This window comes from Phormidium yuhuli AB48, assembly GCF_023983615.1.
Lineage (GTDB): Bacteria > Cyanobacteriota > Cyanobacteriia > Cyanobacteriales > Geitlerinemataceae > Sodalinema > Sodalinema yuhuli.
In genome coordinates this window covers 3,745,678-3,760,665 of record NZ_CP098611.1, presented here as the reverse complement: position 1 = coordinate 3,760,665, position 14,988 = coordinate 3,745,678, and the positions used below count along the sequence as shown (strand labels likewise).

At 49.1% G+C, this 14,988-nt stretch carries 12 protein-coding genes and 1 tRNA gene; 10 read left to right on the top strand and 3 right to left on the bottom strand.

Translation table 11 applies throughout. From position 1 onward, the window contains the following. The first annotated feature begins 101 nt into the window (after window positions 1-101). The 4 genes from NEA10_RS16085 (at window position 102) to NEA10_RS16070 (ending at window position 5,175) form a co-directional block, all read left to right on the top strand. Window positions 102-3,146, top strand: coding sequence for an adenylate/guanylate cyclase domain-containing protein (locus NEA10_RS16085; protein WP_252662378.1), 3,045 nt, complete (start codon window positions 102-104; stop codon window positions 3,144-3,146). 151 nt (window positions 3,147-3,297) lie between these two features. Next, window positions 3,298-3,885 carry a hypothetical protein gene (locus NEA10_RS16080; RefSeq protein ID WP_252662377.1) on the top strand — a complete coding sequence of 196 codons (588 nt, stop codon included), beginning with the start codon at window positions 3,298-3,300 and terminating at the stop codon, window positions 3,883-3,885. 44 nt (window positions 3,886-3,929) lie between these two features. After that, window positions 3,930-4,961 (top strand): leucine-rich repeat domain-containing protein, encoded by a 1,032-nt coding sequence (locus NEA10_RS16075; RefSeq protein ID WP_252662376.1) that lies wholly within the window; start codon window positions 3,930-3,932, stop codon window positions 4,959-4,961. Window positions 4,962-5,102: 141 nt separating this feature from the next. Then, window positions 5,103-5,175, top strand: a tRNA-His gene (locus tag NEA10_RS16070). A gap of 57 nt (window positions 5,176-5,232) precedes the next feature. On the opposite strand, the gene gloA is transcribed toward NEA10_RS16070, so the two are convergent. Further along, on the bottom strand, window positions 5,233-5,664 hold the full coding sequence (gene gloA / locus NEA10_RS16065; RefSeq protein WP_252662375.1) for a lactoylglutathione lyase: 432 nt from the start codon (window positions 5,662-5,664) through the stop codon (window positions 5,233-5,235). 316 nt (window positions 5,665-5,980) lie between these two features. On the opposite strand from gloA, the gene NEA10_RS16060 reads away from it, so the two are divergent. The 4 genes from NEA10_RS16060 to NEA10_RS16045 all read left to right on the top strand — a co-directional run bounded on the left by NEA10_RS16060 (window position 5,981) and on the right by NEA10_RS16045 (window position 10,654). After that, a complete protein-coding gene (locus NEA10_RS16060) occupies window positions 5,981-6,319 on the top strand; it encodes a glycosyltransferase family protein (RefSeq protein ID WP_252662374.1) in 339 nt (112 codons plus the stop codon). A 123-nt stretch (window positions 6,320-6,442) separates the two neighbouring features. Further along, complete coding sequence (locus NEA10_RS16055) at window positions 6,443-6,793, top strand: hypothetical protein (RefSeq protein WP_252662373.1); 351 nt, start codon at window positions 6,443-6,445, stop codon at window positions 6,791-6,793. 77 nt (window positions 6,794-6,870) lie between these two features. Then, the gene (locus tag NEA10_RS16050; protein WP_252662372.1) at window positions 6,871-7,869 is read left to right on the top strand and encodes a hypothetical protein; all 999 of its coding nucleotides are present in this window, start codon (window positions 6,871-6,873) and stop codon (window positions 7,867-7,869) included. Window positions 7,870-7,924: 55 nt separating this feature from the next. Further along, entirely contained in the window at window positions 7,925-10,654 is a 2,730-nt protein-coding gene (locus NEA10_RS16045; protein WP_252662371.1) for an amino acid adenylation domain-containing protein, read from the top strand. A gap of 59 nt (window positions 10,655-10,713) precedes the next feature. On the opposite strand, the gene NEA10_RS16040 is transcribed toward NEA10_RS16045, so the two are convergent. Beyond that, entirely contained in the window at window positions 10,714-12,363 is a 1,650-nt protein-coding gene (locus tag NEA10_RS16040) for a YcjF family protein (protein ID WP_252662370.1), read from the bottom strand. A 162-nt stretch (window positions 12,364-12,525) separates the two neighbouring features. Here NEA10_RS16040 and NEA10_RS16035 point away from each other — a divergent pair, with 162 nt between their 5' ends. After that, complete coding sequence (locus NEA10_RS16035; RefSeq protein ID WP_252662369.1) at window positions 12,526-13,479, top strand: YihY/virulence factor BrkB family protein; 954 nt, start codon at window positions 12,526-12,528, stop codon at window positions 13,477-13,479. Here NEA10_RS16035 and NEA10_RS16030 read toward each other — a convergent pair. Then, a complete protein-coding gene (locus NEA10_RS16030) occupies window positions 13,455-13,931 on the bottom strand; it encodes a CYTH domain-containing protein (RefSeq protein WP_252662368.1) in 477 nt (158 codons plus the stop codon). The two genes, NEA10_RS16035 and NEA10_RS16030, sit on opposite strands and share 25 nt — an antisense overlap. Before the next feature lie 67 nt (window positions 13,932-13,998). Between NEA10_RS16030 and NEA10_RS16025 the strand changes: the two genes are divergently transcribed. Then, window positions 13,999-14,865 (top strand): shikimate dehydrogenase, encoded by an 867-nt coding sequence (locus NEA10_RS16025; RefSeq protein WP_252662367.1) that lies wholly within the window; start codon window positions 13,999-14,001, stop codon window positions 14,863-14,865. Window positions 14,866-14,988 lie beyond the last annotated feature (123 nt).

Here is a 14,988-nt window from a genome sequence, read left to right as displayed (position 1 = left end):
TTCATCTTGAACAGGTTCATCTTCTCTCGGATCCGGTCTTAGCCGGCATCTGTGCCGACAGTTGCCTCACTTAGTCGAGTACCAGCGTCACCCAAAGAGTTATGACATCAGCATCTCCTAACACTTCCGTCTCTCACACCGACGCGACTATCGATGTCACGCCTCACGGTCAGGATGGCCGTCGTGCATCCTCTCCCCATCAGGACTCCCCCAACAGTAGCAGCGGCGCCTTGACCACCACCAAGGGCAGTTTTGGCGCCTTCCTTGCCCCCTTGAACCGAGATAAGTTCACCGACGTGGTGCGGGGGGTTGAAGATAAACTGCGGGTGGTCAATCAGACCCTAGGGATGCTCGATAGTTTACTCGACAGTCAGGGGTTCGATTCCATCCTCGATGAGATGTTGCGCTCCATTGCCCTCAAAACGGGGGAACTGTTGCACGCGGATCGCACCACAATTTTTCTCCTAGATGAGGAAAAAAACGAACTATTTACCCTGATTGCCAAAGACGAAAAAGGGAATGCTTTAGAAATTCGTTTTCCGGCCACAGTGGGAATTGCTGGGGAAGCTGCCACGGGTAAAAAAGTGGTGAATATCCCCTATGACTTCTACGACGATCCCCGCTCAGAAACAGCTAAAAAGTTCGATAAAAAGAATAACTATCGAACCTACACCATGTTGACGATGCCCCTGCTCAATGAGGAAACTCAGGACTTGGTGGCGGTGGTGCAACTGATCAATAAAATACAGCCGGATCTCGACCAGCCCGAAACTCCCCTCGATCAGAAAATTGATCCAGTGGGCTTTACCTCAGACGATGAACAGGTCTTTCGGGAGTTTGCTCCCTCCATTCGCCTGATTCTTGAATCCTCTAAGTCCTTCTACGCCGCTACCCAAAAACAACGGGCCGCCTCAGCCTTAATGAGTGCTGTCAACTCTCTGAGTAAGAGTAGTCTAGATCTTGAAGACACTCTCAATCGAGTGATGAGTGAGGCCAAAAACCTCATGAATGCCGATCGCTCTACCCTCTGGCTCATTGACGAGGAAAAAGGGGAACTCTGGACAAAAATTCCTGGAGTCGGAGAACTGCGGATTCCTCGCAATGCGGGTTTTGCGGGGATGGTGGCGGAGTCTGGGGAACCCTTGTTAATTCCCTTTGATATCTATGATGATCCGCGATCGGAAACCTCGAAAAAAACAGACCAAAAAACTCGCTACCGCACCTGTAGTATGCTCTGTATGCCGGTGTTTAACTCCGACGATGAACTGATTGGGGTGACGCAACTGATTAACAAGAAAAAACAAGGCGAATATCCAGATTACGATCCTGAAGATTGGCCCCAACCTCCAGAACAGTGGAAAGCCAGTTTTAACCGCACGGATCAGGAGTTCATGCAGGCGTTCAATATTCAGGCTGGGGTCGCGCTACAAAACGCGAAACTGTTTGAAACGGTCAAACAACAAGAACAGCGACAAAAAGATATTCTCCGGAGCTTGACAAACGGAGTCATTTCAACGGATCGTCAGGGGGATATCGTGGCGGCTAATGAATGTGCGAAGACCCTGTTAGGCTTTGAAGAAGAGGCGATTATCGAAGGCTTGAATCTCAGGCAGATGATTACCCTGCGAGAAGGGAAGTTTTCAGAATGGTTTGAAGCCGCTCTACATCCGCAAGATGAGAAAGACCGCCAACAATACTATCCTAACCAAATTTTAGAAATTGAAACGGCGGTCACGGGGCAAAGTGTTAACTTAACGATTAACTCGATGCCCGATGTGACAGACCCGAAAAAAGTAAATGGGGCCTTGGTGGTTCTAGAGGATATCAGCGACGAAATGGAAGTCAAGAACTTGATGTATAAGTACATGACTCCGGAAGTGGCAGAGGCGCTGCTAGCCAGTGGGGATACGGGGCTCGGCGGAAAGCGGAAACATGTCTCGGTTCTCTTTTCCGATATCCGCAGTTACACCACTTTAACGGAGAAATTACAGCCAGAAGAAGTGGTGTTAATGCTCAATGAGTATTTCGAGGAAATGGTGGATGCGGTCTTCCAATATGGGGGAACCCTCGATAAATACATTGGGGATGCTCTGATGGCCGTGTTTGGCTCTCCGGCACCCTTGGAGAACTGTGAATGGTGTGCGATTCAGTCGGCTATTTTGATGCGTTACCGCTTGGAGGAGTTTAACCAGAAACGCATCAATGAAGGCAAGTTAGCAATTCAAATTGGAATTGGCATCCATTCCGATAGTGTGGTGAGTGGAAACATTGGCTCTAGCAAACGGATGGAACTGACTTCAATTGGGGATGGGGTGAACTTAGCCTCGCGTTTGGAGGGAACCAGTAAACAATATGGGGTGGATTTGGTGATTAGTGAGCAAACTTATTTACCCAATGCCGATCGGATTGTTGTGCGGGAGTTGGACTTCATTACCGTGAAAGGAAAAACCCGCCCGGTCAAGATTTATGAGCTCGTTGGGATTCGGGAGGGAGACCTGGCTCGCCCGATTTCTGAGGTTCAGCAGCAGATTATTGACCTTTACTATGAAGGTCGCCGCCATTATCTACAACCGGCCTTGGAGAAGCTGTCTATGGAGGAGATGATGCCGTTACTGGAGGAGTTGGAGGACTTGTCTGATGAGGCGGTGCAAGAGGTTTCCTTTGATGGGGATAAACTCTTACGAGACCTCTTAGGGACCTTGTCTCGGTCGGAGTTACTGGAGGTGCTGGGAGAGGAAACGCTCAAGCGTCTGTTGGTGACGGAGAATCTGGATGAGTTATCGGATGCGGACTTGCACCGTTTGCTCCCCTTTAAGCTCAAACAGATTACCCCCCGGGTTCGTAAAAAGCTGTGGCTGGCGAAGGTGCAGCAGTTTACAGGCTTCCCGGAAGTGCGACAGATGCTGGAGGAAGAGGGGTTGGAACTGTCTGGGGCTAAGCTTCAGAAACTGGTAGACTTGGCTCGTCCTCCGTATCAAGCGAAGTCGAAGCAGTCGTTCCATCAAGCCCGTGAGGCCTTTGAACAGGTCTTAGCCTTGGATAGTAAGAACAAGGCGGCCAAACTGCATGTGGAACGGTGTATGTTGTTTGAACAACAACCGCCGAGTGAGGATTGGGATGGTGTCTGGAAACTCACAGATAAGTAGTCCTAATCTGATCTCGGAAGGGTGGGGATGGCGTTGTATGCTGTTGAGGCAGCGGTTTGTGAGATCGGCTAAGGGGCGATCGCGCGTTTTGAGTCGTTTCTTGATGTGTTTGTAGGTAACGTTGTAGGTAAATCCGTAAACTGTGCGTGACATGACCAACTTAAACTGGCAGCCCTCAGAGTATCACTGGGTGGAAGACGTCCGACAACTCCTGCTTGAGTTAGCCCGCTCCTGTTTGGGGGATGTTCCTAAATTGCCGATGCATCTGGCTCAAAAGGTTCGCCCAACGGCGGAGAAAGCCACTCAGCTCCTGGATTCAGCACGCGATCGCGGGTTAGCAGAGTCTCAGTGGTCCCAGGTTCAGGAGTTAGCCTGGACGGCAGATGTGCGGACGTTGTTTCTTGAACTGGCTCAGGTGTATCTTTCGGATTTACCTCAACTTCCAGATAATCTGTCGGCCCGCAGCCTTAGTCTCTCAGGACGGGCTCAGCAGCTCTTAGAACACCCAACCGCTAAAGATTTTCACCCCCAGGCGGCGCCCCCAGGTTCGGGAAAGGAGCCAACGGGGTCTGATTCTGCGTCAGAGGATCTGCCCCAACCGGGACAGTTACTCAGTCAATTGAAACAGTCCTTGCGACAGCATCGCCACCACAGTTCTAAGGGGGACGCAGCGGAGTGGCAACAGTTACTGAATCTTCTGGATTTGGCGGAAAGCCTCTACCAGCGATTGAAGGAGTAAGACCATCGGCTAGTTGTTCACTGTTCGAGATTTAGAATGAGTTCATGTTGACATTCTCAGTGCGATCGCAGTTCGGTCTGCTAGTGGGCCTGGTTGCCCTGGTTGTAAGTCCTCAAGAGGGACTGGCTCAATCTCCAGAGGAGTCCCTGGAGGCGTTTGAGGCCCTATGTCAGTCACAACAGCTTGATGGGGAGGCTCAACAGACTCTCAATGCTCTGTTGGCGGTGGCTCAGACGCAGGATTGTACCCAGGCGGCTCAGGTGTTGGCGAAAACCAACGACCTGAACTTGAGTGTGCAGGACCTCTCGGATTTGTCCCCTCTCAGGAGTTTGGCTCACCTGACTCGTTTAGATCTCAGTATCAATGCGATCGCCGATATTTCCCCCCTCGCGGAGTTCAGCCGCCTACAAATCTTACTCCTATCGAGAAATCAGATTGGGGATATTGCACCTCTAAGGGAGCTGCCGTTGCAGCAACTGAATCTCGATAGTAATCGCATTTCTGATCTATCTGCTTTAGCGGATAATCAGACCCTCACCATCTTGACGGCTCGCGATAATGACATCGATAACCTAAGCCCCCTGGAAAACTTCCCCATCGTCACCTCTTTATTCCTAGATGGAAACCGCATTCAGGATGTGTCCCCTCTAGCCAACCTCTCTAGCCTCCAGGGTATCGATCTCAGCCGCAACCAAGTGTCTGATGTACGTCCTCTGACAGGGTTAGACCGGCTAGAGTGGATTGCTCTGAGCGACAATCAAATTACCGATGTCTCTCCGTTTACCGCCTTACCCGATTTGTATGAGTTGGATTTAAGCGGCAATCAAATTCAGGACTTGAGTCCTCTGGCGCAGATGTCAAATATGCGGGAGTTATTTCTCGGCCGCAACCAAATTACCGATGTTAGTCCCCTCGGAGAACTGATGCAACTGAACGCCTTGTTCTTGGAAGACAACCAAATTGCCGATATCAGCCCTCTCGGGAGTCTGGGAACGCTCAATCGCTTGACCTTAATGAATAATCCCCTGGACACCACCACTTGTCCCATTGAGCCGGAACAGGCCTGTCGCTTTTGAGCCGGTGACCGCACAGAGAAAGGGTCCCATGGAGTTGATGAAGGGTTTTTTGTGGGCGGAGACATCAGGGGGCAAAAAAACGGGTCAACCCTCTTGCGCTTCCCGTCAGATTTGTTATAATGGTTAAGCTGAAAAAACATGGCGGGCGTAGCCAAGTGGTTAAGGCAGTGGATTGTGGTTCCACCACTCGTGGGTTCGAGTCCCATCGTCCGCCCTCTAAAGAGCCGCTAATCTAGAGAGATTAGCGGCTTTTTGGCATTCGAGAAGTGTTCTAGGCCGACCGGCCTGCCATTTCCTTGGCATCCTGAGTCGAACCCTGAGTGCCCAGTTGAATCAGCTCAATCTTATAGCCAGTGGGGTCTTCAACGAAGGCAATCACCGTCGAGCCATGTTTCATTGGCCCCGGTTCACGAACCACCTTACCACCCCGTTGTTGGATGGCATCACAGGTTTGGTAGATATCATCCACCCCCAGGGCAATATGGCCATAGCCGTCGCCGATATCATAGCTGTCGACGCCCCAGTTGTAGGTTAGCTCAATCACCGTATGGTCCGCTTCATCGCCATAGCCAACGAAAGCCAGGGTGAACTCGCCACCGGGATAGTCTTTCTGGCGTAGGAGTTTCATTCCCAAGACATCGCAGTAGAACTTGAGGGACTCCTCCAAGTTGCCAACCCGTAGCATGGTGTGTAGTAGTCGCATATCAACTCCGTTCAAGTGTGCTATCTTTCAGCCTAACGCAATATCTAGAGCGAGCTACCCTAGATATTGGGGAGCGTCAAGAGTGACATTTTTTTTCTCCAGTGCTACGCTGGGGTGGGTTCTCCTAATCAGCAATTAACTTTGTAGTAATGTTCTGGCGCTTGAGACCCCCGAACCCCAGCAGCTAGACCCTTTCACCCAGGTAACCGCAACCGTGACTGGGTGGCAGCATCTAGGCTCTCCCACAAGCGAGAGAGGTGGTCAGACTAAAGGCGGGTGATGACCGATAAACTTCTAAAACTTAGAGATAATTGATATGAGTACTTTAGTCGAAAGTATCAACAAGGTGTTTATTATTGCGTATAAAGAAGCAACAGACCAGTTAGAGGCTTATTTAAAGCAAGAAGGCTTTGATTGTGAAGTATTGAGGCAGGAGGATCAGCCCGAGTATCGAGAGTTTTCTGCGAGTCATCGCTGTCTTCTTAATCATTGCCGAGCGTGGGAAAAATCGGCTGAGAGTCAACAGCTCAACTTGATTCTTGAAGCTGATTTTGTACCTGTTAAAGAGTTTGGGAAGTTACCACTTCCGTTTTCCAAGGATAACCACAACATTGGAGTATCTTGGATTTACACCTGCGCACCTCAAGTCTATTGAGTATCTGAAAAAGGATATGCTGAGGGATTTTCAACATCAACAGTTGCCTATATTGTTAGTCCTAAAGCTGCAAGCTGTTTGCTTGAGTTTGCGGAAAAAATTGGCAAAGAAACGAATAGGAAAGTGTATTCAACCTGGGACTCAGAACTTGATTCAGTCCTGCGATCGCACAAGTTCAAGAATTTTATCCCCTTCCGCAACTATGGCGAACATGGTGGGATTCCCAACCCCGAACATCGTCAAAACGGCTTAAGTCCAGGCCACCAAGCTGATGTTCTCTGGGGAGAGATAGCTTGGACACCTTGGTATGCCGAAAAATACAACCCCCTAGCGATACGGTTTAAGGCCCGAGCCAAAGGGGTTACACGGTTCCTCAAAGGAAATTTTCTGAGGCGTAATACCTTAAAAAATAGTCGTGTTCCTGGACGCCTAATTCGGTTTTGTCTACGCCGTCAACTGACTAAAATACTGTAGTAAGTATCGAAACATATTTTTTTAGCAAACTTCAGTGAACCACTAGGATGATAATTTACCTCACGACTCGGACTCATATGAATGTAATAAACTGGTACTTGGAGACCTGGGGACAACCCCTAGGCTCTAAGATTATTCCAGTTGCCTATGAAGACCTCTTCAAAAAACGTAATCTTCCGTTAGCAACTTATATTTTCGCTGACATTGAACGTTTGTCGCCCCGAGAAACTGAAGAGGTAGCTTGGATCTCAAACCAACTACAAAAGCATAACCAAGTTCGCCTACTGAATCATCCGTTATGGTCAATGTGTCGCTACGAGCTACTCAAAACACTGTACAACCAGGGCAGCAATCAGTTTAACATCTACCGATTAACGGAAGACCTTTCCCACGCAAAGTTTCCAGTCTTCATTAGAGGGGAAAATGACCATAAAGGAAATCAAACCCCACTTTTAAAAACTCGTGAAGAACTCGACGAGGCAATCATACAACTGGTAAACCGAGGAGAAAGCCGTCAAGATAAAGTGATTATTGAGTTTTGTGATACGCAGGATGACCAGGGAACCTTCAAAAAGTATTCTGCCTTTGCCTTCGGTAATACAATTGTTCCTGTTCACGTCCGCTATCAAAAAGGCTGGGTTGTTAAAGCAAATTCATTAAAAACAGCTCAGCGAGAACAGGAAAATAAAACGTACGTCGAAACGAATCCCCATGCTGAACAAATCAAAGCTATTTTCAAAATAGCTCGTATTCAATACGGACGAATTGACTATAGTTTTCGGGGAGAGAATATGCAGGTTTGGGAAATTAACACCAATCCAACCATTTGTCATTTCAAGGAGTCTAATCAGGCAGCCATCTCTCAAGAGGTTTCTAAAAACATAGAACAAGCCTTTCTCTCGATTGATACCCCCACACACTTGACAGAACGAATCCAAATTTCACTCAAACCTAGCCCTGACACGAAATTAGAATTTGCCTCCTCCCTTAGCGAAGCCTTGCCATGGCTTCCCAATCCGTACAAAATCAACTTAAGACGTTCTGTCCGTAAACTGGTTAAGGTCATCAAAAAATAGCCCCAATCTAACCAACTCAAAAATAAACTGTAATTCTCATTGATTTTTCCAACTTATGACATCATCCACCCCTCCTTTAAACAATAATTTACCCGATCCAACGCAGCCTTTACAAGCTACCTGGGTTGGATCAGTCATCGATAGGTTTTCCCAGCAAGTGATACGGGTTCCTGACCATGTAGCTTTGATTGAGGGTAACAGGAAGTGGTCTTATCAGGAGCTACATCAGTTATCAGAGCAACTGGCTCAGCAGTTGCAAAACCAAGGACTTCGTTACCAAGATACAATTGCCATTTATGCGAGTCGTAGTGCGGACTTGGTTATCGCGTTACTGGGGATTCTTAAAATCGGTGCAAGTTTTACAATTTTAGATTCAGCTTACCCCGTGTCTCGTTTACAGTATTGTTGTCAGTTGAGTGACATAAAGGGACTGATTCATCTCAGTTGTGCCGGAGACTTGCCACAAGAACTTAAGAATTTTGTGCAGGAGACAAAAATTTCCTATGTTTCTCTACCCCATCCTCCCAATCAAGACTTCCAACAGGAGATAGACACTCATCATTGCCAACCTTACCCATCCATTGATGCTGATGATAAAGCCTATATTGCGTTTACATCTGGTTCAACAGGTCAACCGAAGGGAATTATTGGCAGTCATCGACCACTATCTCATTTCATTGATTGGCATTGCCATCAGTTTGGCTTAAGGGAACAAGACCGATTTTCGCTTCTCTCGGGCCTCAGTCATGACCCCCTACTGCGAGATATCTTCACCCCCCTTTGGTTGGGAGCCACCCTGGTCATTCCCGAACAGCAGACCATCGAAACCCGTGGGAAACTCACTCAATGGATGCAACAACAGGCCATTACCGTCGTACATCTGACGCCGGCCATGGGGATGCTTTTGGCTGAAGGCATAACATCTTCATCTAACTCAGCTTTAGTGCCTAGCTTACGCTATCTGTTTTGGGGTGGAGATTGTTTAACCGATGCAGATATTAAACGCAGTCACAATTTGAACGATGACGTGACTAATGTGAATTTTTACGGTGCAACAGAAACCCCCCAAGCAATGGGGTATTACATTGTACCTAAAGCGGGAGATTTATCCTCTCAAAAAATTCCCATTGGACAGGGTATTGATGGGGTTCAGCTTTTAGTGGTCACCTCAAGTGGCTCTTTAGCTGGATTAGAAGAAGCTGGTGAAATTTGTATCCGAACCCCCTATCTCGCTCTCGGGTATCTAAAGGATGATGCTTTGACTCAGAAAAAGTTTGTTCAAAATTTCTTTAGCCATGGGTCTGATGTCTCTCAAGACGATAGAATTTATAAAACCGGTGATTTAGGTCGCTATCGAGCGGATGGTAATGTTGAGATTCTAGGTCGCATTGACAACCAGGTTAAGGTGCGAGGATTTCGCGTTGAGTTACGTGAAATTGAGTCCGTCCTGGCGGACTATTGCGATATTCAGGACGCGGTTGTTTTAGTTCGAGACCATGAACTGAAACAAGGAGAATTAAACCAATCTCTGATTGCCTACTGTTTGCCCGAACATAACTCGTCTTTTGAAACGTCTCAACTTCGAGAGTTTTTAAACGAAAAATTACCTTATTACATGATTCCTCAAGGGTTTGTGGCGGTTTCTGAATGGCCCTTAACGCCCAATGGAAAAATCGATAAACTAGCCCTAGCTCAGTTAGACATCTCCAGGGAAATGAGCAACACCTATAAGGCACCTCAAGATGAGTTGGAACAACAGCTAGTCAGGATTTGGGAAGCCTGCTTAAACCAGAAAAAAATCGGAGTCAAAGATAATTTTTTCGACCTCGGTGGACATTCTTTATTGGCGATTTCTCTATGCTCTGAAGTTGAAAAATGCTTAAATCGTTCTGTCCCTATTTCAGTTTTGTTTCAACATCCAACCATTGAAGCATTTGCCAACACTTTACGGGATGAAACGGGAGAATTAGCGGGTTCGTCAATTATTTCAATCCAGCCGAATGGCAGTAAACCTCCAATTTTTGGGATTCATGTTTTAGGTAAAGGGCTCAACTACTATCGCCCTCTAGCGAAGTATCTCGGAAATAATCAGCCGCTCTACGGGGTAACTTGGGATTTGTTACGTGACCCGGAAGGAATGTCTAAGGGAATCAAAGAACTCGCAGCCATTTATATTGAAGATATCAAAACAATTCAGCCCCACGGACCTTACTACTTTTTGGGAGTTTCCATTGGTGGACGAGTTGCTTTTGAAATGGCTTATCAGTTAGAAAAAAAGGGTGAAGCTGTTGCCTTAATAGGTCTGCTGGATACAACGGCCCGAACAGGGGTTAAACATTTGCCACCCTCGTCTCGTGTCTCGGGTCATTGGCAAAAATTTCAGGCAGAAGGATTGGGGTATGTGATTCGCAAGCTTAAATCTAGGTTCGGACGGATTAAATATCGATTCAAAGCCATTCGCGCACAACTTTACCAACGTCTAGGGCAACCTGTTCCTAATGATTTGAAAATGATTGCTAGCCTAGAGACTAACATTAAGATTAAAAAACAACATTTCCCCCAACCTTATCAAGGGAGAGTGACCCTATTTCGGGCCAAAGACCGTAAAGCCGAAGTTGGTACCGAAATTGACCCTTACTATGGTTGGCGCGAGATTGCGGTGGGAGGCTTAGATATTTATGATATTCCCGGAGACCACTTGCTCATGTTGCAAGACCCTAATGTCCCAGTCCTGGCGGAGAAAATTACAGAACTGATTGAGAAATCCCAGAAATCCCAAGACTAATTAGCGGTTTGAGTCTAAGTTATCATTGTGCGGGAGGTGACATCGCTGGCGGTCAGGTGTTACCAGCCATCATCCACGGGAGGAGGCGACCCCCAATCCTCTCTATTGGCCGGCGGTGGGGCCGGGATGGGATTGGCGGGGATGTCTCTCGGTTGCCAGATGGGTTCCTTTTCTGCTGGGGGGGAGTCGTTTCGTTGCAGTTGCAGGGGTTCCACCACTCGCGTGACGGCATCTTTGATAAATGCCTTGACAAATTCTTCTTTTTGTGTTAATTCAAACTGACGTTGCACGACCTCCGTAATCCCCCCATCTCCCCAATCCCCATCTTGGCGGAAATACTCAATAAAACTCTTCCCAGCAATGCGTGTTAGATAAGCCGCACTCACCCCTTGAATGGCTTTGCCAATGACTAAGGTTCCAATATGAAACTGTAACCCCGTGGCTACCAGTTGGACGACTCCTTTGACAATCCCTAAACTGGCGAGGGTTTTACCTAACGAGAGGGCTAACTCCCGTCCCCGTTCTAAGTTCAATTCACAGCCATAAACTTTACCTAACTCCACCACCATTTGGGCATTTACGGCGGCGGTGGCTAATAAATCAACTCCGGGAAGTGGCGTAATGGCGATCGCCCCCGCGCCAATCCACTGATAGCGATCGACAATTTTCATCGCCTGACGTCGCCGCTGTCCATCCAACAAACGGCGGGCCTCCTCCCCCAACCGTTGGGATTGCAGCAAGATATTATCCGCCAGTAAATCCTCCCCTTCCGCCCGCAATACCGCCACAATACGACGAATTAGAGGCATAATTTCAGGGTCTGGAGTAAAGGCCTCGCCAGTGGTGAGACGCACCACCGGGGGGTTCGCGGAAATCGCCACAATGTCACTGGGGGGGACAATTCCCCGTAAGCGGGCCCGCAAGCGGGCTAAAATCACCTCGCGATCGCCCTCCCCATACAAATCCGCCTTATTAAAAGCCACAATCGAGCGTTTACCAATCTCCGCCAGAACCTGCAACGGTTCATATTCCGACTGGCGCAAGTCATTGTCCACCACAAACAACAACAAATCCGCCTCCGTGGCCCATTGGCGAGCCACCTCCCCCCGTTCATTCCCCTCAATTCCCGATTCCAAGATTCCCGGAGTATCCGTAATCAAAATCTCCCGTTCCAATCCCGGTAGATTCAGCGTATAGGTTTCCCCCACCGTCGTCGTCCCCATCGGCGCACTCACTCGCCCCACCACTCGCCCTAAAATGGCATTGACAACGGAGGATTTCCCTGCCGAGCCGGTGCCGAAGACCACCACTTGTAAGTTACCCTGAGAGAGATTCGACTCAATCGCCTGCGATCGCGCCCGCAGAGCCTGTCGCGCCACCTCATCCTGGATTTGCTCAACCTGCGATCGCACCGCCTTGAGATTCACCGACGCCGCATCACTCTTGTTCTCAGGAACCTTCACCGGCGGCCGCGTCGAACGATTCCTTGACGGAGAGGGAAGCCACAACAGCCGCAAATAATACACCAACCCCCCAATCAGAACCGCCAACAGAATAATCAGCAGCAACAACAGGAGATTGGCTAAAAAGGGACTCGCAGACCAGGCGATTTGACTATAAAGCCAATTTAAGGACGTGATCAACCAAATGGTCATCGCCAAAATGACGACGACCCCAGCAATAAGAGTCAGTAGACGAGACAGGGGCATAGAACACCAGGAACTTCCCTTAGTTTACCGTTTCCAGTTCTCCGATTCTTGTCCTGACCTCAATCACGAGACAATCATCAAGATAAACTAGAGTGGGGTTGAAACCCAGCCGGGTCGGGTTCTACCCATCCTCTCCTACACCTCCTCGCTGCCACCTATCCTATGATTTTCCGGCGTTCCCTCCGCTTTCTCAAAACCCATTGGTTTGACGTCCTTTACGATACCTACGCCGGCGTCACTCGCCAACGGCTGGTTGGACTCTCCTCGGAAGTGGCCTTTAATGCCATGTTGGCCATGTTCCCCGCGATTATGGCCGCCCTGGCCATTTTGGGTCAAGTCTTGCCGGAACGGGCCGTCCTAGATTTGATTACTGAAAATCTGAGAATGCTTCCCCCCGAGGAAGTTCAGAATATTCTCGATGGCTTTATCGACCAATTAGAACTCCCCCGAGGGGATGGCCTATTGTCTCTGAGTTTTGGGGCCGCCTTATGGATTGCTTCAGCGGCCCTGAGTTCGATTATGAAGGCCCTCGATCGCATCCATCGCGTCCCCAAAAGCCAACTTCGCCCCTTTTGGAAAGCGAAACTGATTTCTCTGGCCCTCACCCTCGGTTCCATGCTCATGTTAGCCGTCGCCTCCATTCTGATTATTATCAGCGACGTGATTGTTAACTTCCTAGTCGACCAAGTTGGGGAGTATGAGGCGGAACTCATGTACGCCTGGTATCAACTCACCTTTCCCTTGGCGTTAACCCTCGTGGCCATCTCCTTCGCCTTTATCTATCGCTATGGCCCCAGTATCTGGCAACGGGGAAACCCCGTCATCCCTGGGGCCATCACAGCAACGGTTCTCTGGGCCACCGTCTCCAATCTCTTTCGTCTCTATGTGGCCTCCTTTGGCAGCTATAACCTCTATTATGGGACCGTTGGGGCGGCGATCGTTTTATTGCTTTGGCTCAAGTTGAGTGCCTTTGCCGTGTTGCTTGGGGCACAGTTAAATATGTCGATTGGCCGCTTCCGCCGTCGCAATTATCGTCGCTATCGCCAGGCCCAGAACTCCTCCCAGACCTCTGATGAGACATCTGGCCTCGATCAACCCCTAGACTCCTCCCATTGAGAATAGGGACACTTCACCAAATTGGCATTGTAATACCGAGGGTCGTCGGATACTTCCCGCCCCAACCAGGGAGGAGGGGTAAACCGCTGTTCCTCCCTCTCAAGTTCCACCTCCGCCACGATTAACCCCTGATTCTCTCCCAAAAATTCATCAATTTCCCAGGTGAGTCCTTCATACATCACCCGATAACGCCGTTTTTCAATGATGGGTGTCTCACAAAGATGATCCAACATCTCTTGGGCCTCCCCGAGGGGAATAGAATACTCATACTCCAACCGCGATACCCCAACGGTTGCCCCTTTTAGAGTAAGCCAGGCGCGATCGCCCCCAATGCGAACCCGAATCGCTAAATCCCGTTGGCGGGTGAGATAGCCTTGGCGGTAGAGAACTCCCGGATTAGATCGCCAGGAGTCATCCTTAACTAAAAACTTACGTTCAATTTCTTGGGCCATGGACCTGTTGCTAGTCTCCGTGACGAGAGTACGGCACAATCTTAAAGCAGAAGCTTAAGGTCTTATTATGGTAACGGGTCACACGAAACTACTGGGGATTATTGGCAATCCCGTCGAGCATTCCCTCTCCCCAGCCATGCAGAACGCCGCGTTAAGGGAGATGGGGTTAGATTTTATCTATTTGCCCTTTCCCGTAGCTTCTGAGGGCATTGAGGCGGCGCTATCGGGCTTTGCCGCCATTGGGGTGGTAGGCTTTAATGTGACCATTCCCCATAAACAGGCCGTTATCCCCTATCTGACTCAGCAAACGGAGGTGGCCGAGGGGGTGGGTGCGGTGAATACCGTTCTCTATCGCGATGGAGGCTGGTGGGGGACTAATACTGATGTGGCGGGGTTTATCGCACCCTTGCAGGAGATTCCCCACTGGGGCGATCGCACCGCTGTTATCTTAGGATATGGGGGCGCAGCCCGAGCGGTGGTAGCGGGACTCACCCAACTCGGCTGTGGAACGATTCATGTCGTCGGACGGGATAAGCAAAAACTGACTCACTTTGCCGAGAGTTGGCAGGGGTCGAGCCTTGGAGTCCAGATAACCCCCCATCTTTGGGATAGTTTACCAGAATTACTGCCTCAAACCCATCTGTTGGTCAATACCACCCCAGTCGGGATGGGAGTGGAGGGCGATCGCAGTCCACTCTCTCCTACCGACGTCGCCCAGCTCCCCGATGGTAGCATTATCTATGACCTCATCTATACCCCCCGTCCCACAAAGCTTTTACAACTCGCTCAAGAGAGAGGATTAAGAACCATTGATGGCACAGAAATGCTCGTCCAACAGGGTGCAGCGGCCTTACGTTTCTGGACAGAACCCTTCACCTCCAAACCCGTTCCCGTCAACATCATGCGAGATACCCTATTAAGTCATCTTTCCTGACTTCTAGGTTTGACGTTTTGATGCCGGTGGCCATGTACCCCAGGCCCCGCGACCATTTCCCCTAAATTTCCGCTCTAAATCCCTTGACATTCGTCAACCATTAGCTTACAATGGAAACATAAA

Bases quoted from the DNA above. Each gene is read 5' to 3' on its own strand.
- NEA10_RS16050 (WP_252662372.1), top strand. From the start codon at position 6,871: ATGAATGTAATAAACTGGTACTTGGAGACCTGGGGACAACCCCTAGGC.
- NEA10_RS16085 (WP_252662378.1), top strand. From the start codon at position 102: ATGACATCAGCATCTCCTAACACTTCCGTCTCTCACACCGACGCGACT.
- NEA10_RS16080 (WP_252662377.1), top strand. From the start codon at position 3,298: ATGACCAACTTAAACTGGCAGCCCTCAGAGTATCACTGGGTGGAAGAC.
- NEA10_RS16030 (WP_252662368.1), bottom strand. From the start codon at position 13,931: ATGGCCCAAGAAATTGAACGTAAGTTTTTAGTTAAGGATGACTCCTGG.
- NEA10_RS16075 (WP_252662376.1), top strand. From the start codon at position 3,930: ATGTTGACATTCTCAGTGCGATCGCAGTTCGGTCTGCTAGTGGGCCTG.
- NEA10_RS16040 (WP_252662370.1), bottom strand. From the start codon at position 12,363: ATGCCCCTGTCTCGTCTACTGACTCTTATTGCTGGGGTCGTCGTCATT.
- NEA10_RS16025 (WP_252662367.1), top strand. From the start codon at position 13,999: ATGGTAACGGGTCACACGAAACTACTGGGGATTATTGGCAATCCCGTC.
- NEA10_RS16060 (WP_252662374.1), top strand. From the start codon at position 5,981: ATGAGTACTTTAGTCGAAAGTATCAACAAGGTGTTTATTATTGCGTAT.
- gloA (WP_252662375.1), bottom strand. From the start codon at position 5,664: ATGCGACTACTACACACCATGCTACGGGTTGGCAACTTGGAGGAGTCC.
- NEA10_RS16035 (WP_252662369.1), top strand. From the start codon at position 12,526: ATGATTTTCCGGCGTTCCCTCCGCTTTCTCAAAACCCATTGGTTTGAC.
- NEA10_RS16045 (WP_252662371.1), top strand. From the start codon at position 7,925: ATGACATCATCCACCCCTCCTTTAAACAATAATTTACCCGATCCAACG.